Here is an 18,080-nt window from a genome sequence, read left to right as displayed (position 1 = left end):
ACCCACAACAACCTGTTGAACGGGCCTTCAGCGACGCGCTGCGTAGCGATCCCAAGTCAGCGCGCGTTGCCGGGAATGCGTCTTGGGCCATAGGCCCAGGCCATCTGTTCCTCAGTTTCAATGGCACAGGGGCGCACCGCGCGCAGGCGCGCCAGCGCCAGATCGGGCCGCTCGCCGCATTCTGTCATCAGTCGCAGCACAACCATTCCCGACCGGCCACAGCCGCCCCGGCAATGCACCAGCACCCGGCCACCCCCGACAAGCGCTTTGCGTGCCATATGGCTGGCTTCAGGCCAACGATTCAGAATGTCCGGAGGTGGCGTGCTGAAGTCGGGAACCGGCAGGTGGATCCACCGGCTGCCAAGGCTCTGCAAATCACTGCCGAGGCTCGCTGCGCCAACGGCGGCGTGCTCCTCATCCGTGGTCATGGAAATCACCAGCCCGGGCTGCCATTCCCGAATATGTTCTATGTCGGCCTGATAATCCCCGCTTGCCCCCGGCAACGGACACAGCGCCAAAATACCATCCGCCACGGATAACGCGTGCAGCACCAGCGGTGCGCCTCTCTGCGCGCTATCGGTATTACCACCCTCAGATCCATGCTCCATTGTCAGCCCCCACTGGCAAGCACGCCGCAAATCCTGCGCCACCAATCCCCCCGGATGATCACATCCTTCAATGTAGCGGTCCGCCCCTCCGGCACCTAATGGTTTCTGGGTCCGCTCTGGCGGTGGACACCTGCGCGCCCTGGATCTGCATCAGCGGTGGACGCCACGCGCGCGCTTGCCTACTTTACCCGAATACAAACGACCGACCCCCGAATCTGGCACGAGAGATCATGAGCGACACAGCAGGCGACACAGCAGGCCAATCCCAATACCAGGTTCTGGCACGCAAATACCGGCCCGAAACCTTTGCCGATCTGGTGGGCCAGGACGCCATGGTGCGGACGCTGAAAAACGCCTTTGCCGCCGACCGGATTGCCCAGGCCTTCATCATGACGGGCATTCGCGGCACTGGTAAGACGACAACCGCACGGATCATTGCCAAGGGCATGAACTGTATCGGCGAGGATGGTCAGGGAGGCCCTACCACAGAACCATGTGGCAAATGCGAACATTGCACGGCGATCATGGAAGGTCGGCATGTCGATGTGATGGAGATGGACGCCGCCAGCCGAACGGGCGTGGGCGACATCCGCGAAATTATCGATTCGGTGCAGTACCGGGCAGCCTCTGCCCGCTATAAGATCTACATTATCGACGAAGTCCACATGCTGTCGACCTCCGCCTTCAACGCGCTATTGAAGACGCTGGAGGAACCGCCCGCACATGTGAAATTCATCTTCGCGACCACGGAGATCCGCAAGGTACCAGTGACCGTCCTGTCGCGCTGCCAACGCTTTGATTTGCGCCGCATTGAGCCTGAGGTAATGATCGGCCTTCTGCAAAAAATTGCAGGGGCGGAAAATGCCCAGATCGCCGAGGACGCGCTGGCGCTCATCACCCGCGCCGCCGAAGGCTCTGCCCGCGATGCCACCTCGCTCCTAGATCAGGCGATTTCGCATGGCGCCGAGCGAGACAACCGCGGATCAGGTCCGCGCCATGTTGGGGCTGGCGGATCGTGGGCGGGTCTTGGACCTCATCGACATGATTTTGCGAGGCGATGCGGCTGCGGCGCTGACCGAACTCAGCGCGCAATATGCCGAGGGCGCCGACCCGCTGGCCGTCCTGCGCGATTTGGCCGAAATCACCCATTGGGTTTCTGTGGTGAAAATCACCCCCGATGCGGCTGAAGACCCCACCGTCAGCCCGGATGAGCGCGCCCGTGGCAGCCAAATGGCCGAGGCGCTGCCGATGCGTGTCCTGACGCGGATGTGGCAGATGCTGCTAAAGGCGCTGGAAGAGGTCGCCGCAGCCCCCAATGCGATGATGGCGGCCGAAATGGCGGTGATCCGCCTGACCCATGTGGCAGATCTGCCGACGCCTGAACAACTGATGCGCACCCTGCAGGATACGCCGCCGCCCCCGCCACCCAGCGGTCATATGAACGCGCCGACGGGGAACTCTGGCGGACCATCTGGCGCCCCCCAAGGCGCAGGCGGTTACGTCCCCCAGCAACCCGGACCGCAGGGCGGCATGCCAAGCGGCCCCCAGGGCGGACCAACGATGTCGACAGGAAACGGACAGGCAACCGCGCTCGCCCCGCAGGTAGATAGCGCGCTTGCCCGCTATCCCAGCTTTGAGCATGTGATCGAACTGATCCGGGTAAAGCGCGACGGTTTGCTGCTGGAATATGTGAAAACCTACCTGCGTCTGGTGTCTTATCAACCCGGCCGGATCACCATCCAGCCCACGGATGACGCGCCCAAGGATCTCGCCGCGCGTCTGGGCCAGCAGTTGCAGACCTGGACCCATGCCCGTTGGGTGATCTCCCTCGCCAATGAGGGTGGCGGTGAGACGATCACCGAACGTGACAACGCCGCAGAGAACGCCCTGCGAGCGGAGGCCAGCACCCACCCGATGGTGCAGGCGGTCCTTGAAAGCTTTCCCAAGGCGAAGATCAAACACATCCGCACAGCAGAAGATCTCGCCGCCGAGGTCGAAGCAGACGCCCTGCCGGAGGTCGAAGACGAATGGGATCCCTTCGAAGAAGAGTAACTTGGGCGATAGGCTTCATCGCGATGCTGTTTCCCGCCGCAGCCCGTGCAGAAGTCTGTGATAAGGAACGACCGTTTTGGCAACCAGGTGATGGACCGGCCACCGCCTGGGATGAATTGATTGGCCTCTCCACCCTGCCCGTGTCGCTTGCGTTGCTTGCCCTCGCGGGCATCGCTCTGGCCACAAGAAACCGCCCGACCTTCGTAATCGCCGCCGTGTTTTGGGCCGGTATCAGCTTTGTCGTTGCGGTTGACCGATACGAAAACGCGCTTGATTATGTGGAAGCCTACGCCCTTGCTGAAGGCTGCCTTGGACCACCCCACTTGTTCATCGGCTTCGCAGTTGCGATATGTGCGGTGATGACTTACGGCGCACTGCGCCCTCGCACTTAGGAGAAAACAGATGCTCAAAGGCCTCGGCGGTCTTGGCGATATGGCCAAGATGATGAAATCAGCACAGGAACTGCAAACCAAAATGGCGCAGATGCAGGAAGAGCTGCACAATGTCATGGTCACCGGCGAAGCAGGCGCAGGTCTGGTGAAGGCGACCGCCTCGGCCAAGGGCGATCTGAAAGCGCTGGATATCGATCCGTCGATCTTCAATGGCGACGACAAGGAAGTGGTCGAAGACCTGATCCTCGCCGCGATCAAGGATGCACAGGCCAAAGCCGCAGAAAAAGCGCAGGAAGAAATGGCCAGCCTGACCGAAAGCATGGGCCTGCCCAAGGACATCAAGCTGCCGTTCTGACGCTCGGCACCATAGACACAACATCAGGCGGCCCTCGGGTCGCCTTTTCTTTTGTCCGCCGCGCGCCCGAAAAACAAAACCTGAACAGTTGCCCTGCGCCCCTTGTACTCCGAGGGCGCAATCAGCCTATATAGCGGGGCAGACAGGGGTGTTAGGCATGATCAAGAACTCAACCACCGATATCGAAGATCTGATTGCCCTGATGGCCAAGCTGCCGGGGCTGGGGCCGCGCTCTGCCCGCCGGGCTGTGCTGCACCTGATCCGCAAACGCGCTCTGCTGCTGACCCCATTGGCCGAGACCATGAGCGAGGTGGCCGCCACCGCGCGGGAGTGCCTGAACTGCGGCAATGTCGGCACCGGTGATCTCTGCACCATCTGCGAGGATATGACCCGTGAGAACGGCGAGCTCTGTGTGGTGGAGGATGTCTCGGACCTCTGGGCCATGGAACGTGCGGGTGTCTTCAAAGGGCGCTATCACGTGCTCGGCGGGACGCTCTCGGCCTTGGACGCGGTCGGCCCGGAGGATCTGCGCATTCCCCGTCTGGTGGACCGGGTGCAGGCCGAACAGGTCAACGAGGTCATATTGGCGCTCAACGCCACAATCGACGGCCAGACGACGGCACATTACATCGCCGATCAACTCAGCGGTCAGGTCCGTCTGACGTCGCTGGCACAGGGTGTGCCCATCGGCGGAGAGCTGGACTACCTCGACGAAGGCACCATCACAGCCGCCCTGCGCGCGCGTAAGGACATCTGAAGCGCTGCAGCGGGCCCCCCGTTTGCAGGCCTCGCCCCATCGGCTTCTGACGAGAGTGACCGAGGCCAGCTGTAAAACCCGCTCATCGCCTGAAAAGCGCAAATTGCATCCGGCAATCTGCCAGTGGTCGAGTCTATATTTTCAAGAGAAGAATGGTGGCGTGGGGGAGACTCGAACTCCCGACCTAACGATTATGAGTCGTTCGCTCTAACCAACTGAGCTACCGCGCCGTCGGGGTGCGAGGTACGCCAGCCACGCCCGCGCGTCAAGGCGGAAAAGTCAGAAAAATGCAGGGATCGGCATCGAAAAGCGAATTTTCTGTGACGGTCGAATAATCGACCTCCACGCACCCCATCCTGCGTCACAAAATCGCCGTGGTGGCACCTGCAGCATCAGTCACCCCCAGGCGCAAAAAAGACCACGGAACGCAGCGCGCACCGTGGTCTTTGCTATCTGACATGCCGCCACTCCGGCGGCCTGTGGATCTTAGAAGCGGGGATCGATGTTGTCCTCGTCCTCATCTTCGTCGTCACCACCGGCAGGCAGGTTGAAGAAGCTGTCAGCGTCCACAACAGTCTCTTCCTCGGCCGCATCAGGCTTGTCATTGCCACCCAGAGTGAAGGTTTCGAGACCTTCGATCGCAGACGGCATGCGGGGTTCCGCGTCCATGTCCAGCGACTGTTCCGTCGACACCAGCTTGCGACGCTCGTCATCGCTCATCACGCCACCCTCAGCAGCCTTCTTGGCGGCAGCCTTCTGGACGGCGGCGTCCAGCTCGGACTGTTTGCACAGGCCCAGAGCAACCGGGTCAATCGGCTGGATATTGGCAATGTTCCAATGGGTCCGCTCGCGGATCGCCTGAATGGTCGGTTTGGTGGTGCCAACCAGCTTCGACACCTGCCCATCGGACAGTTCCGGGTGGAACTTCACCAGCCAGTAGATCGAGGCCGGGCGGTCTTGACGCTTGGACAGCGGGGTGTAGCGCGGGCCACGGCGCTTTTCTTCGCCAGCGGCAGCCGGGTTGAACTTCAGCTTCAGCTTATGCAGGGGATTTTTCTCGGCCTTGTCGACCTCGTCCTGCGTCAGCTGGTTGTTGGCAACCGGGTCGAACCCTTTAACGCCCGCAGCCACATCGCCATCTGCAATGCCCTGGATTTCCAGCTCGTGCATGCCAACGAAATCGGCGATCTGTTTGAAGCTGATCGTGGTATTGTCCACCAGCCACACGGCGGTCGCCTTGGCCATCAACGGTTTTGCCATGCGCTCATCTCCTTAATAACACGGTTGTCCCAGATACATCTTTCCCGTCGCCTGAAAGAGGCTTCCCCGATTTGGGGCGGTTTCCGTTGTCGGGGAACTTCAGTTCTATATAGTCGCGATGTTTCTATAAGGAAAGAGGCGAATGCGCGGGATCAAACTGGCCCTAATGGCGGCCCTTATTGCAGTCGTGGGCATCGGGCTGAACGTCGGCACAGCAACACCGGCAAAGGCCGAAGGTGAGATTGCCGGACAATTCGACTATTACGTTCTGGCGCTCAGCTGGTCACCGAATTGGTGCGCACTGGAGGGGGATGCCAGGAAATCCGACCAATGCGACCCCCGCCATGACCACGGCTGGACCCTGCATGGTCTGTGGCCGCAGTTTCACCGCGGCTGGCCCAGCCACTGCCGCACTGCCGAGGCCCCGCCAAACCGCCAGCAGACGCGGCAGATGGCGGATATCATGGGAAGCCCCGGCCTCGCCTGGCATCAGTGGAAGAAACACGGCACCTGCTCGGGCCTGTCGCCCCGCGCCTATTTTGAGCTGTCGCGACAGGCCTATGCGCAGATCAAACGCCCAGCCGCCTTCCGCAAACTGCAGCAACCGGTGACCCTGCCTGCCAGCTTGGTCGAACAGGCTTTTCTGCAGGACAACCCAGACCTGGCCCCCAACACGCTGACCATCACTTGCCGCGACGGTCACATCCAGGAGGCGCGTGTCTGTTTGTCCCGCGATCTGCAACCAGTCCCTTGCGGCAGGGATGTGATCCGTGATTGCACGCAGAAAAATGCGGTGTTTGAGCCGATCCGGTAACCCCCCTGTCAGGTTGATACGGCTTCTGCCCGCCGACCCGCTCGGCTGGCGACCCTCACCCCCTCGCACCATAGTGACATACTTTGCGCTGTATTTATGGTATCATGCGGATACGCACCGGCTTGGGGCGTCACTGATCCGGACCGACTACGCCGCCTCCACCTGACCCGCCCCCTCTGTGCGCCCTGCGCCAACACGAGAGGAAGGATCATGGAACGCACCATCGGAAATCCCATCAGCTGGCTGGCTAAGTCCTTTGGCCTAACCGGTTCTCACGTCTCCGCCTCGGTGGATCACCTTGGTAGCGACAAGGTTGGCGAGATGCCGCGCGTACTGCAATTGGACATCTCAGATCTGGGCGCTGCCTTGCGGGCTGGCTGGCATGATTTCACCGCCTGCCGATCCGACGCTATGGCGCTTGTCTTCCTCTATCCGCTGATTGGCGTTGCCCTGGTGGTTCTCAGCCTGTCGATGAACCTGCTGCCATTGGTGTTCCCGCTGGTTCTGGGCTTTGCGCTGATCGGCCCGGTGGCCGCTGTCGGGCTATATGAGATGTCATCGCGCCGTGAGGCAGGGTTCACGCCGCGCTGGATGGACGCCTTTGCGGTGCTGCGGTCTCCCGCGTTTCTGTCGATTCTAATGTTGGGCCTGTATCTTGCCGCGCTCTGCATCCTGTGGCTGACGGTCGCCGCCGCCATCTACAACCGGACACTCGGCCCAGAGGCCCCGACCTCCCTCAACCTGTTCATACAGGATATCTTCACCACCGCCCCCGGATGGGCAATGCTGGTGATCGGCAGCGCGGCGGGCGCGGTCTTTGCATTTGCCGCGCTCGCGGTCAGCCTTGTATCCTTTCCGCTGCTGTTGGACCGTCATGTCGGCCTGCCGATTGCAGTGGCCACATCTCTGCGAGTGGTGCGTCAGAACCTTCTCGTCTCGCTGCTCTGGGGCGTCATCGTCACCGTCTTACTCATTCTTGGCGCGATTCCGATGTTTGTCGGCATGATCGTGGTCGTCCCTGTACTGGGGCACGCCACCTGGCATCTCTATCGTCGTGCCATTGCGTGACGGGAAGCAAGGGAAGCAGCAGGTGACACCTGCTGAGCCACCCACCCAGTGCGGTTTACACCTCGCCACTGACCTCCAGTACGATTTTCCCGATGTGGCTCGATGCCTCCATCCGGCTATGGGCGGCCGCCGCATCCTCTAGCGCAAATGTCTGATCCATCACCGGGGCAAACTTCCCCACCTCAATCAAAGGCCAGACCACCTCGCGCAGATCCTGGGCAATCTGCGCCTTGGCCAGATCGCTCTGCGGGCGCAGGGTTGAACCGGTCAGCGTCAACCGCCGCGCCATGATCTGGGCAAAGTTCAGCTCAACCTTCGGCCCGGATAGAAATGCGATGTGGACCAGACGCCCATCATCCGCCAATGCGCGCACATTGCGGGGAATGTAGTCACCGCCCACCATATCCAAAATCAGATTGGCACCGCCCTCACTCTTCAATACCTCTACGAAATCCTCGTCCCGGTAATTGATCGCCCGCTCAGCCCCCAGCTTCAGGCAGGCCGCACATTTCTCGGCTGACCCGGCGGTGGTGAACACCCGCGCGCCCAGCTGCGAGGCCAGTTGAATGGCTGTTGTCCCAATCCCGGACGAGCCACCATGCACCAGGAACCGCTCCCCCGCCTGTAGGCCACCACGGGTGAAGACATTGGACCAGACGGTGAAGCAGGTTTCCGGCAGGCAGGCCGCCTGCTTCAGTGAAAGCCCCTCAGGAATTGGCAAGCAATGCGCCGCCGGGGTCGCCACATATTCGGCGTAGCCTCCACCGGGCAGCAAGGCGCAGACGCGGTCGCCAATCTCCAGCTCGGGACCCCCGCCCCAAGGGCAACAACCTCTCCGGAGGCTTCTAGGCCTGGCAGGTCGCTTGCGGTCGGGGGCGGAGCATATTTGCCAGCACGCTGTAGCGCATCGGGGCGATTGACGCCCGCATAGGCGACTTTCACCACCACCTGCCCATGGCCGGGCATCGGCACCGGGCGTTGACAGGCCTGCAGGACATCCGGGCCACCGGGCTCCTGGATCTCAATCGCGCGCATCATTTCGGTCATTGGCATTCCTCCGCTGTTGTCACTGACTAGCAAAGGACGCCCGACTGTCATAGGTTCCGCACCGCTGCGGATCGCGGTAACGTTGCGCGGCTCAACGCCGCGGCGCGGACCAGCTGCCCGGCAGGTCGTCACGGGTGCCGGGCGCCTTGATTTGCTGCGCCAGCCAGTTCGGCCCCACCAGAAAGGGTTTCAGCAGGGGGTTGGACTGCACCTGCGCCTTCAGCTTTTCGAACTGCATGACATTGTCGATCCGACGATCCAGAAACTCCCAGCTGGCCTGATGCTCCAGACTGTCGTCCCCCAACCAATAAAGCACCGTCGCCGAATAGACCCCGGCAAGCGAGCCGCGTTTGGTGTACCAGTTGATGTCCTCGGACGCGTCACCCAGTGCAGTCCAGATCGCATCGACCGTGCCCCAGATCAGGCGAACTCCGTCGCCCGCGTATTGCGGCAGGGAAAACAGCGTGGTGCCGCGGCGCACGGCTTCCTTGTCATCGACCACTTCCAACCTCAGCCGCACGGCACGTGCGATCTTGTCGCGAAACCGCAAGCCTGTCATGTCCTCTTCGGCCAGACGGTCAAGCATCAGCTGATCGCCGCGTTTGTGAAAGGCAATCGCCAGATCCACCGCCCCACGCGGGCACAGCGCCTCGGCCAGCGCTGGCGTGATCCCTGCGTCCTCGACAGCCGCCGCAAACGTTTGCGCGCTCCAGCCATCAAAGGGCACATGCAACAGAGCTGCATCCAGCAGTTGCCCGATGATATCTCCCGCCTCAGGCTCTGCGCGCGGGTCGGTGTGATCCTCAATCGTCATGGTCTCGCCTTCTGAAATTTCACGTCTTACTAGTTGCAATTACATCTGTTTGACATCGAATATGTGATGTCACATCGGCAAAATCTACCCGGCCGAACGTCTCACTGGCGCGCCGCCGTTTATCGCCGCAGTGGCCCTGCCCGGCAACTGGCCCGGTACTGGACAAGCTAGGGCGACCTTGCTATACGGCCACTTCCTGCAAATCCTTGCAACTCAACTTAGAAAGGTGGTGAAAACCACATGCAGGTTAGTGTTCGCGACAACAACGTCGATCAGGCGCTTCGTGCCCTGAAGAAAAAGCTGCAGCGTGAAGGCGTCTTCCGTGAAATGAAGCTCAAGCAACATTTCGAGAAGCCGTCCGAGAAAAAAAGCGCGCGAGAAAGCTGAAGCGATTCGCCGTGCCCGTAAACTGGCACGTAAGAAAGCACAGCGCGAAGGCCTCCTCTGAGCCCTTTGTCCGCAGTTCTGGACGCAAAATGACGACCCCCGAGGCTCAGCCGCGGGGGTTTGTCGTTTTCGGCCTCCCCATAAATAGCGAGTGCGACAATCCGTCACTTATAAACTTAATATTTTATCAAAAAATACACGCAATACGTGTGTTCGTTTTGAACAAACTGCGCTACTGTGGTTAATGCACGGGCAGGCTGACGCGTTTCCCCAGCAGCTGCCCGCTCCATCGGATTTGGAACACCCGATGGTCTAACCCGGAGCAGGCAGCGTCTCCCCCCATCAGGCGCTTGTCTTACCCCCTTACAACCAAGGCATTTGCCGCTCCGGGTTCCTTCTTCCCCGCCTCATACCCGCGCAGAAACGCCAGCATGGCACATCTGCGCCCGTTTCCGGTGCGGCCGCCACGTCAGCTCAGGTCAGTAAATCTTGGGCACATAGAGGTCGTCCGGCAGCACCCGGCGCTCGTAATCGGGCTTATATTCGCGATCCGGCAGCGACACGCGTTCACTTGGCACATCGCAATAGGGGATCTTGGTCAGAAGATGCTCGATACAGTTCAGCCGCTCGCGCTTCTTGTCGTTCCCTTCCACGATATACCAGGGCGCTTCGGGAATGTTGGTGCGCTCGAACATGTCCTCCTTGGCCTTGGTATACTGCTCCCAGCGGATGCGGCTCTCCAGATCCATTGGCGACAGTTTCCACTGCTTCATCGGGTCGTGGATCCGCATGAGAAACCGCAGCTGCTGCTCCTCATCGGTAATGGAGAACCAATATTTCAGCAGGATGATCCCGGACCGGACCAGCATCCGCTCGAATTCCGGAACGTCCTGAAAAAACTGCTCGACCTGATCATCGCTGGCAAAGCCCATCACCCGTTCGACCCCGGCCCGGTTGTACCAGGAGCGGTCGAAGAGCACGATTTCACCCGCAGCTAGGCAGGTAGGGCACATAACGCTGAAAATACCATTGGCTCTGCTCACGACGGCTGGGGGCAGGCAGAGCCACCACACGCGCCACCCTCGGGTTCAAACGCTGGGTGATCCGCTTGATCACCCCGCCCTTGCCTAAGCACTGTCGCGGCCTTCAAACAGGATGCAAACTTTGGCCCCGGTGTGTTGGACCCAATCCTGAACCTTGATCAGCTCAGCCTGCAACCGCAGCAAGTTGCGAAAATAGACCTTGCGATCCAGCATCTCCGGGTGTTGTGACCGGTAGATCTTGCGCAATTCCATCGACAGCATCGGCTCGGCGAATTCGATCTCGAAATCCTCGTCCAGCGTGTCCTGAAGTTCGGCGTCCAGCCAGTCAAAGGAATCAGGGTCATGGTCGCTGGTCACACTAAAGCTCCTTGGTCGGTCTTTGGTCAGTCACGCGGCTGTAGCAGGCGGATGTGATCGTTTCGTGTCACAGTCAGGCAAGCGATGAGCACTGTCAGCCCCTCTGGTCGCTGAAACAGACCAGCGCGTCCCGCAGGCCACGCGCCAGCCGGATCGGAACAGGGAATCGAATATTGGCGGCAGACGCAAGGGGGCATGCTGCCCGCGCGGCCAATTACCCGTGATGATCGCTCAAAATCATATCAGCTGCCTTTTCTGCGATCATGATCGTCGGCGCATTGGTATTGCCGCTGGGAATCACCGGCATCACGCTGGCATCAACCACCCGCAGCCCGCCAACCCCGCGCAAACGCAGCGCGCCGTCCACCGGTGCCGCCTCCTCCGCGCCCATCCGTACCGTGCAGGTCGGATGAAAGATGGTTGTCCCGATCGCGCCTGCCGCCTGCATCAGATCCGCCTCATCATCCGAACCGCCGCCGGGTTTCAGCTCCTGCGGTGCATACCGCTGCATGGCCCCCTGCCCCATAATCGCCCGCGCCTGCCGGATGGCCGCCACGGCCACCTGACGGTCGCCTTCGGTCGATAGGTAACTCGGTGCGATCCGGGGCGCCTGCATGGGATCCGCGCTGGCGATAGCTACCTCTCCCCGGCTTTCAGGTCGCAGGTTACACACGCTTGCCGTCAATCCCGGAAAATCATGCAGCGGCTGACCAAAGGCGTCGAGCGTCAGCGGTTGGACGTGATACTCCAGATCCGGCGTCGCCAGATCCGGGCGCGAACGGGAAAACGCCCCCAGCTGGCTCGGCGCCATCGACATCGGACCGGAGCGGCGCAGGGCATATTCGGCCGCAATCTTTGCCTTGCCCAGCAGCGAATTGGCCAGAGTGTTCAGTGTCTTTGCCCCCTGCAGTCGCCAGGCGCAACGCAATTGCAGATGATCCTGCAGGTTCCGACCAACCTCAGGCATGTCCCGCTGCACCGCAATCCCTTGGTCGCGCAGCAGGTCTGCCGGACCCAGACCAGACAGCTGAAGGATCTGTGGGCTGTTGATGGCCCCCGCAGACAGCAGCACCTCACCGCCCGTCCGCGCTGTTTTCACGACACCGCCCTGACTGTATTCCACCCCTACGGCACGGCCGTTCTCGATCAGGATACGCCGGGTGTGGGCGCCGGTTTCTACCTTCAGGCTTTCACCAGTCGCCGTGCGCAAAAACGCCTTCGCGGTGTTCATCCGCCAGCCGCCGCGTTGATTCACCCGAAAATAGCCGACGCCCTCATTGTTGCCGGTATTAAAATCAGTGACTTTGGGCAGGCCCCATTCCGCGGCAGCCTGCATCCAGTCATCCAGTACATCCCAGTGCAGGCGCTGGTTTTCCACCCGCCATTCGCCGCCTGCCCCGTGCATGTCGGATGGGCCATCGACGTAATCCTCTGATTTCTTGAAATAGGGCAGCACATCATCCCAGCCCCAGCCGGTGAGCCCGCGCTGGCGCCAGCCATCATAGTCCGCCGCCTGTCCACGCAGATATAGCATTCCGTTGATGGACGAACAGCCGCCGAGCACCTTGCCGCGCGGATAGATCAGCGCGCGCCCGTTCAGCCCCGCCTCCGCCTCAGTTCGATACATCCAGTCAGTGCGCGGGTTGTTGATGCAATAGAGATACCCCATCGGGATATGCACCCAATGGTAATTGTCCTTGCCGCCCGCCTCCAGCAGCAGCACCCGCTGACCTGCCGCGCTCAATCGGTTGGCCAACACGCAGCCCGCGCTGCCTGCGCCGATAATGATATAGTCCCAATCCATACGCCCCCGCCCGCGACAATCCTGCCGTCTTGTTCTGTCGGGGCAGTCTTTCCCAGATCCCCCCGCCTGACAAGCCACGCAAAGGCACGCGCAGACGCGTAGATCAGACCGGAAGCGCCGTGGTTTTAAACACCGTGCGCAGCGCAAAGGAACTCTGCATCTGCGCCACACCAGGCAGCCGGGTCAGGTGTTGGCGATGGATGCGGGCAAAATCATCGGTGTTTTCAGCCACCACCTTCAGGATGTAATCCGCCGTCCCCGCCATCAGATGACACTCCAACACATCGGGAATGCGCCCCACCGCCTTCTCAAAGGCATCCAGCAGCTCATCCGCCTGGCTCTGCAGCGTGATCTCCACAAAGACGGTTGCTAAGCAGGTTCATCTTGCGCGCGTCCAGAAGAGCGACGTAGTTACGGATATACCCGTCTGTCTCCAACCGTTGCACACGCCGGTGGCAGGCGGATGCCGACAGGTTTACCTGTTCGCTCAGTTCGGCGTTGGAAATCCGCCCCTGCTTCTGCAACACCTGCAAGATGCGACGATCTGTGTGGTCAAGTGACATATTGCGAAAGATCCTTCGATGAAGGGTGAATATATTAGAAGAACCTTCGATATGCACCTTTTTAATTCGCCTAAAAAGGCAGCAAATCTCATCGCACCTGCGGCATCATAGCGCAAGCATGCTGGAGGAGTGATTACATGAAAATCGGATGCCCCACAGAGATCAAGCCGCAGGAATTCCGCGTCGGGATGACACCGGACGCCGCCCGCGAAGCCGTAAACCATGGCCATACCGTCCTGATCCAGGCCGGTGCCGGGATGGGCGCTGGCTTCACCGACGAAGATTATACCACAGCAGGTGCCGCAATCATCGACACCGCCGAGGAGATCTTTGCCACTGCAGACATGATCGTGAAGGTGAAAGAACCCCAAGCCGTTGAGCGCAAGATGCTGCGCGAAGGCCAGTTGTTGTTCACTTATCTGCACCTCGCCCCCGATCCGGATCAGACCCGTGATCTGCTGGATTCCGGTTGCACCGCGATTGCCTATGAAACCGTGACCGACGACCGTGGCGGCCTGCCGCTGCTGGCGCCGATGTCCGAAGTTGCTCAGCCGCCTGGCCCCACAAGTGGGCGCCTACACACTGCAGAAGGCCAATGGCGGTCGTGGCGTGCTGATGGGCGGCGTCCCCGGCGTGGCCCCGGCCAAGGTTGTGGTGATCGGTGGCGGCGTCGTTGGCACCCATGCGGCCAAGATCGCTGCTGGCATGGGTGCGGATGTCACCATCCTCGACCGTTCCCTGACACGCTTGAAATATCTCGACGATGTCTTTGGCCGCGACTTCAAGAACCAATACTCGACCGCAGGCGCCACCGCCGAGCTGGTGCGCGATGCAGACATGGTGATCGGCGCGGTTCTGATCCCCGGTGCCGCAGCACCAAAGCTGGTCTCACGGGCCCAGCTCAGCGAGATGAAACCCGGCGCAGTGCTGGTGGATGTCGCCATCGACCAGGGCGGCTGCTTTGAGACGTCAAAGGCAACCACCCACGCCGATCCGATCTATGAGGTCGACGGCATCATGCACTACTGCGTGGCCAACATGCCCGGCGCTGTTGCCCGCACCTCGACCCAGGCTTTGGGCAACGCCACCCTGCCATTCCTGCTGAATTTGGCAAACAAAGGCTGGAAGCAAGCCTGCGCAGACGATCCACATCTGCTGAATGGCCTGAACGTGCATGCCGGTAAGCTGACCTATTTCGCGGTCGGCAAGGCTCTGGGCATTGATGTTGTCTCCCCTCAGCTGATGATCAAGTAGCACCTCCCGATCACTTGGTATCAGCCAGCGCAAGGCCTCGCAGACGCGGGGCCTTGTCTCGTTTTTGACGGGTGGAAAAAAGTCTCCAACCCCACTAGACAATCGGTCTAGTGATCTTATGTCTACTCGCATGAGTGACACCCGACTGCATATTCTGGATACTGGACGCGCACTGACGGCGCAGCGCGGCTATACCTCCGTCGGCCTGACGGAGCTGCTTGCGACGGCGCAGGTGCCGAAGGGGTCCTTCTATCACTACTTCTCCTCCAAAGAAGACTACGGTTGCGCCCTGCTGCGTCACTACGTCGACCAGTACCGGATTGAGTTGACGCCCACGCTGAACAACCCAGAACTGACCGGGCGCGATCAGGTGCTGTCTTATGTCACCGCTTGGCAGGACCGGCAGAGTTCCGACATGGCCGGTCAAAAATGCCTTATTGTCAAACTGGCTGCCGAAATCGCCGATCTCTCTCCTGCGATGCGCGGCATTCTGCAACAGGCTGTCGAAGGCATTACAGCGCGGCTGGCCGACTGCCTGCGCAAAGGTCAACGGGACGGCTCCCTCAGCCCGAGCGTCGACCCAATCCATACCGCCATCACACTTTATCAGATCTGGCTTGGCGCCAGCCTGATGGCGCATCTGTCACAGGACAGCACCCCGTTTAGCACCGCCATGGTCCAGACCCGGGCCATGCTCCCCCCACCCGGGCACATCTAACCTGTCAGAAACATTCTGGCTCCCGTGTGTGCCGTAAAAAATTTACCGATCACTAGACGATCGGTCTAATCCCTACAGAAAGGACCCCAATATGACACAGACCTCCACCACCAACCGCCAGTACGTCCTCGCCGAGCGCCCCAAGGGTGAGCCAACCGACAGCACCCTACGCCTGGAAACCACCACAGTGCCCACCCCGGGCGAGGGGCAGATGCTCCTGCGCAACGAATACCTGTCGCTGGATCCCTATATGCGTGGCCGGATGAGCAGTGCGCCCTCTTATGCCGCGCCGGTCGAGATCGATGAGGTCATGGTGGGCGGCACCGTTGCCGAGGTCGTTACCTCCAACGTCAAGGGATATGAAAAAGGCGATTGGGTCGTCGCATTCGGCGGCTGGCAGGACTACACACTGTCGGATGGCACCGGTGTGATCAATATGGGCAAGACCCCGCAGAACCCGTCTTGGGCGCTTGGTGTTCTGGGCATGCCGGGCCTCACCGCCTGGGCGGGTCTCACCCAGATCGGCCAGCCAAAAGAAGGCGAAACACTGGTGGTTGCAGGTGCCAGCGGCCCGGTCGGCGCAACGGTCGGCCAGATCGGCAAAATCCTCGGCCTGCGCGTGGTCGGCATCGCGGGTGGGGCGGAGAAATGCCAGCACGTGGTCGATACTTTGGGCTTTGACGCCTGCATCGACTACAAGGCCGACAGCTTTGCCGACGACCTTGCCAAGGCGGTTCCAGATGGCATCGACATCTATTTCGAAAACGTCGGCGGCGCTGTCTTTGACGCGGTGATGCCGCTCCTCAACCCCTCTGCCCGCATCCCGCTCTGCGGCCTGATTTCGCAGTACAACGCCACTGCCCTCCCCGACGGCCCTGACCGGATGAACTACCTGATGGGCCAGCTGCTGCGCAAACGCATCACCATGCGCGGCTTCATCGTCTTTGACGATTTCGGCCATCTCTACCCGGAGTTTGCCAAGCAGATGACCGGCTGGGTGCAGGAGGGTAAAGTGAAATACCGCGAAGAAATGATCGAGGGTCTGGAACAAGCGCCCGCAGCATTCGTTGGTCTTTTGAGAGGCGAAGCGTTTGGCAAACGTGTCATCCACCTCGCCGACTGATCTGAACTTCAAAATATAAGGAGACCCGAGATGAAAATCCTGATGGTCCTCACCTCCCATGACAAACTGGGCGACACAGGCGAAAAAACCGGCTTCTGGCTGGAGGAATTCGCCGCGCCTTATTATGCGCTGAAAGATGCAGGCGCCGATATCACACTGGCCTCCCCCAAAGGGGGAAACCCCCGCTCGATCCCAAGAGCGATGATGAAAGCGCCCAGACCGATGCCACCCGCCGGTTCAAGGAAGATACCGCCGCGCAGGACGCCTTGGCCAACACCAAGGTCTTGGCAGAGGTCAAAGATGATGGCTTTGACGCGGTGTTCTATCCCGGCGGTCACGGTCCTCTCTGGGATCTGGCCGAAGACGCCGACAGCCGCCGCCTGATTGAGGCCTTCGCGCACAGCGACCGTCCCGTCGGTGCCGTCTGCCACGCCCCGGCCGTGTTCCGCCACACCAAGGACGCCGATGGCGCGCCATTGGTGCAAGGGAAACGCGCGACCGGTTTCTCCAACAGCGAAGAAGACGGCGTCGGCCTCACCGACGTGGTGCCCTTCTTGGTGGAAGACATGTTGGCTGAAAATGGCGCCACCTACGAGAAAGGCGACGACTGGGCCTCCTTTGCCATCACCGACGGCAAGCTGGTCACCGGTCAGAACCCCGCCTCCTCGGAAGAGGCCGCGAAACAGCTGCTCGCCCTACTCTGAGGCCGCAAGCCTGCGAAAGCCGCAGCGCTCAATACAAAGGCCGCCCTGCAGTGATGCGGGCGGCCTTTTATTCTCGCACGTGATGAGCGCGTGATCAGATCGCCGCGTTCATGCTTTCTTCCAGATAGATCTCGCGCAGGCGCTTGGCGATCGGGCCCGGCGTGCCATCGCCCAGCGCCACGCCGTCGATCTCAACCACCGGCATCACAAAGGCGGAAGCCGATGTGGTAAAGGCCTCATCCGCCTCTTTCGCTTCCTCAATGGTGAACAGGCGCTCTTCGATCTTCATCTGCGCCTCTTCTGCCATGCGCAAAACCGCCTTGCGGGTGATGCCGTGCAGGATGTCATTGGACAGCGGGCGGGTAACAATCACGCCATCCTTCACGAAATATGCGTTGTTAGAGGTCCCCTCGGTCACGTGACCATCCTCAATCATCCAGGCATCATCGGCCCCGGCCTTCTTCGCCATCATCTTGCCCATGGAGGGGTAAAGCAGCTGCACGGTCTTAATGTCGCGGCGGCCCCAGCGAATATCCTCGATCGAGATGATCTTAGCGCCCTTGCGCGACGCCGGGCTATCCGCCAGGCCGGGTTTGTTCTGGGTGAACAGCACGATGGTCGGCGTGGTCTCAGCCGAGGGAAACACAAAATCACGATCCCCATCAGAGCCACGGCTGACCTGCAGATAGACCAGGCCTTCGTCGATGTCGTTCAGCTCCACCAGCTTGCGATGGATCTCCAGCAGCTCTTCCTTGCTGCAGGGCTCGGCCATCTCCAGCTCGTCCAGCGACCGTTTCAGACGTACGGCGTGACCTTCGAAATCAATCAGCTTGCCGCCCAGAACCGAGGTCACCTCATAAACAGCATCCGCCATCAGAAAACCGCGGTCAAAAATCGAGACCTTGGCCTCATCCTCCGGCAGGTAGTCGCCATTCACATATACGGTACGGGTCATAGTGC

The 18,080-nt window shown here is 60.7% G+C and carries 12 protein-coding genes, 1 tRNA gene and 7 pseudogenes; 11 read left to right on the top strand and 9 right to left on the bottom strand.

Annotated elements, in window-relative coordinates; all coding sequences use genetic code 11:
* Positions 1-56: 56 nt before the first annotated feature.
* Positions 57-608, bottom strand: a complete 552-nt coding sequence (locus L0Z65_RS16640) for a protein-tyrosine phosphatase family protein (RefSeq protein WP_096873211.1) — start codon at positions 606-608, stop codon at positions 57-59.
* A gap of 230 nt (positions 609-838) precedes the next feature.
* On the opposite strand from L0Z65_RS16640, the pseudogene L0Z65_RS16635 reads away from it, so the two are divergent.
* The 4 genes and pseudogenes from L0Z65_RS16635 to recR all read left to right on the top strand — a co-directional run bounded on the left by L0Z65_RS16635 (position 839) and on the right by recR (position 4,164).
* Positions 839-2,660, top strand: a pseudogene (locus L0Z65_RS16635) (DNA polymerase III subunit gamma/tau).
* A gap of 23 nt (positions 2,661-2,683) precedes the next feature.
* Positions 2,684-3,052 carry a hypothetical protein gene (locus L0Z65_RS16630; RefSeq protein WP_405109323.1) on the top strand — a complete coding sequence of 123 codons (369 nt, stop codon included), beginning with the start codon at positions 2,684-2,686 and terminating at the stop codon, positions 3,050-3,052.
* A gap of 10 nt (positions 3,053-3,062) precedes the next feature.
* Positions 3,063-3,407, top strand: coding sequence for a YbaB/EbfC family nucleoid-associated protein (locus tag L0Z65_RS16625; RefSeq protein ID WP_024095897.1), 345 nt, complete (start codon positions 3,063-3,065; stop codon positions 3,405-3,407).
* A 157-nt stretch (positions 3,408-3,564) separates the two neighbouring features.
* Positions 3,565-4,164 (top strand): recombination mediator RecR, encoded by a 600-nt coding sequence (gene recR / locus L0Z65_RS16620; RefSeq protein ID WP_118068839.1) that lies wholly within the window; start codon positions 3,565-3,567, stop codon positions 4,162-4,164.
* Between the two features lie 153 nt (positions 4,165-4,317).
* Here recR and L0Z65_RS16615 read toward each other — a convergent pair.
* Both L0Z65_RS16615 and L0Z65_RS16610 read right to left on the bottom strand, forming a co-directional pair.
* A tRNA-Met gene (locus tag L0Z65_RS16615) sits at positions 4,318-4,394 on the bottom strand.
* Between the two features lie 256 nt (positions 4,395-4,650).
* Entirely contained in the window at positions 4,651-5,424 is a 774-nt protein-coding gene (locus tag L0Z65_RS16610; protein WP_040174602.1) for a DUF1013 domain-containing protein, read from the bottom strand.
* Between the two features lie 142 nt (positions 5,425-5,566).
* Here L0Z65_RS16610 and L0Z65_RS16605 point away from each other — a divergent pair, with 142 nt between their 5' ends.
* Positions 5,567-6,238, top strand: coding sequence for a ribonuclease T2 family protein (locus L0Z65_RS16605; protein ID WP_405109318.1), 672 nt, complete (start codon positions 5,567-5,569; stop codon positions 6,236-6,238).
* Between the two features lie 210 nt (positions 6,239-6,448).
* Positions 6,449-7,306, top strand: coding sequence for a DUF2189 domain-containing protein (locus L0Z65_RS16600; protein WP_405109315.1), 858 nt, complete (start codon positions 6,449-6,451; stop codon positions 7,304-7,306).
* A 55-nt stretch (positions 7,307-7,361) separates the two neighbouring features.
* Here the strand turns inward: L0Z65_RS16600 and L0Z65_RS16595 are convergent.
* Both L0Z65_RS16595 and L0Z65_RS16590 read right to left on the bottom strand, forming a co-directional pair.
* Positions 7,362-8,353 (bottom strand): annotated as a pseudogene (locus L0Z65_RS16595) (NAD(P)H-quinone oxidoreductase).
* Positions 8,354-8,444: 91 nt separating this feature from the next.
* Positions 8,445-9,167 carry a COQ9 family protein gene (locus L0Z65_RS16590; RefSeq protein ID WP_405109312.1) on the bottom strand — a complete coding sequence of 241 codons (723 nt, stop codon included), beginning with the start codon at positions 9,165-9,167 and terminating at the stop codon, positions 8,445-8,447.
* A 240-nt stretch (positions 9,168-9,407) separates the two neighbouring features.
* Between L0Z65_RS16590 and rpsU the strand changes: the two are divergent.
* Positions 9,408-9,615, top strand: a pseudogene (gene rpsU, locus L0Z65_RS16585) (30S ribosomal protein S21).
* Positions 9,616-10,033: 418 nt separating this feature from the next.
* On the opposite strand, the pseudogene ppk2 reads toward rpsU, so the two are convergent.
* The 3 genes and pseudogenes from ppk2 to L0Z65_RS16570 form a co-directional block, all read right to left on the bottom strand.
* Positions 10,034-10,954, bottom strand: a pseudogene (gene ppk2, locus L0Z65_RS16580) (polyphosphate kinase 2).
* Between the two features lie 214 nt (positions 10,955-11,168).
* Positions 11,169-12,758 (bottom strand): GMC family oxidoreductase, encoded by a 1,590-nt coding sequence (locus tag L0Z65_RS16575; protein WP_405109309.1) that lies wholly within the window; start codon positions 12,756-12,758, stop codon positions 11,169-11,171.
* Positions 12,759-12,861: 103 nt separating this feature from the next.
* Positions 12,862-13,321, bottom strand: a pseudogene (locus tag L0Z65_RS16570) (Lrp/AsnC family transcriptional regulator).
* Positions 13,322-13,458: 137 nt separating this feature from the next.
* Between L0Z65_RS16570 and ald the strand changes: the two are divergent.
* From ald to L0Z65_RS16550, 4 genes and pseudogenes are all read left to right on the top strand, one after another.
* Positions 13,459-14,575, top strand: a pseudogene (gene ald, locus L0Z65_RS16565) (alanine dehydrogenase).
* A gap of 130 nt (positions 14,576-14,705) precedes the next feature.
* Positions 14,706-15,293, top strand: a complete 588-nt coding sequence (locus tag L0Z65_RS16560; RefSeq protein ID WP_405109306.1) for a TetR/AcrR family transcriptional regulator — start codon at positions 14,706-14,708, stop codon at positions 15,291-15,293.
* A gap of 91 nt (positions 15,294-15,384) precedes the next feature.
* Positions 15,385-16,416, top strand: coding sequence for an NADP-dependent oxidoreductase (locus tag L0Z65_RS16555; RefSeq protein ID WP_405109303.1), 1,032 nt, complete (start codon positions 15,385-15,387; stop codon positions 16,414-16,416).
* A gap of 30 nt (positions 16,417-16,446) precedes the next feature.
* Positions 16,447-17,120 (top strand): annotated as a pseudogene (locus L0Z65_RS16550) (type 1 glutamine amidotransferase domain-containing protein).
* 94 nt (positions 17,121-17,214) lie between these two features.
* Here L0Z65_RS16550 and L0Z65_RS16545 read toward each other — a convergent pair.
* The gene (locus tag L0Z65_RS16545) at positions 17,215-18,075 is read right to left on the bottom strand and encodes a D-amino-acid transaminase (RefSeq protein ID WP_040180800.1); all 861 of its coding nucleotides are present in this window, start codon (positions 18,073-18,075) and stop codon (positions 17,215-17,217) included.
* Between the last annotated feature and the right edge of the window lie 5 nt (positions 18,076-18,080).

Origin of the sequence: Phaeobacter sp. BS52 (assembly GCF_045040595.1) — a bacterium.
Classification (GTDB): domain Bacteria; phylum Pseudomonadota; class Alphaproteobacteria; order Rhodobacterales; family Rhodobacteraceae; genus Phaeobacter; species Phaeobacter piscinae.
Note: the sequence above shows the minus strand (reverse complement) of the source record. Positions and strands in the feature narration are given on the sequence as shown.

What these genes read in the sequence shown, in the direction of transcription:
- L0Z65_RS16625 (WP_024095897.1), top strand. Translation starts at nt 3,063, where the DNA reads ATGCTCAAAGGCCTCGGCGGTCTTGGCGATATGGCCAAGATGATGAAA.
- L0Z65_RS16640 (WP_096873211.1), bottom strand. Translation starts at nt 608, where the DNA reads ATGGAGCATGGATCTGAGGGTGGTAATACCGATAGCGCGCAGAGAGGC.
- L0Z65_RS16590 (WP_405109312.1), bottom strand. Translation starts at nt 9,167, where the DNA reads ATGACGATTGAGGATCACACCGACCCGCGCGCAGAGCCTGAGGCGGGA.
- L0Z65_RS16545 (WP_040180800.1), bottom strand. Translation starts at nt 18,075, where the DNA reads ATGACCCGTACCGTATATGTGAATGGCGACTACCTGCCGGAGGATGAG.
- L0Z65_RS16605 (WP_405109318.1), top strand. Translation starts at nt 5,567, where the DNA reads ATGCGCGGGATCAAACTGGCCCTAATGGCGGCCCTTATTGCAGTCGTG.
- L0Z65_RS16630 (WP_405109323.1), top strand. Translation starts at nt 2,684, where the DNA reads ATGCTGTTTCCCGCCGCAGCCCGTGCAGAAGTCTGTGATAAGGAACGA.
- L0Z65_RS16560 (WP_405109306.1), top strand. Translation starts at nt 14,706, where the DNA reads ATGAGTGACACCCGACTGCATATTCTGGATACTGGACGCGCACTGACG.
- L0Z65_RS16575 (WP_405109309.1), bottom strand. Translation starts at nt 12,758, where the DNA reads ATGGATTGGGACTATATCATTATCGGCGCAGGCAGCGCGGGCTGCGTG.
- L0Z65_RS16600 (WP_405109315.1), top strand. Translation starts at nt 6,449, where the DNA reads ATGGAACGCACCATCGGAAATCCCATCAGCTGGCTGGCTAAGTCCTTT.
- recR (WP_118068839.1), top strand. Translation starts at nt 3,565, where the DNA reads ATGATCAAGAACTCAACCACCGATATCGAAGATCTGATTGCCCTGATG.
- L0Z65_RS16610 (WP_040174602.1), bottom strand. Translation starts at nt 5,424, where the DNA reads ATGGCAAAACCGTTGATGGCCAAGGCGACCGCCGTGTGGCTGGTGGAC.
- L0Z65_RS16555 (WP_405109303.1), top strand. Translation starts at nt 15,385, where the DNA reads ATGACACAGACCTCCACCACCAACCGCCAGTACGTCCTCGCCGAGCGC.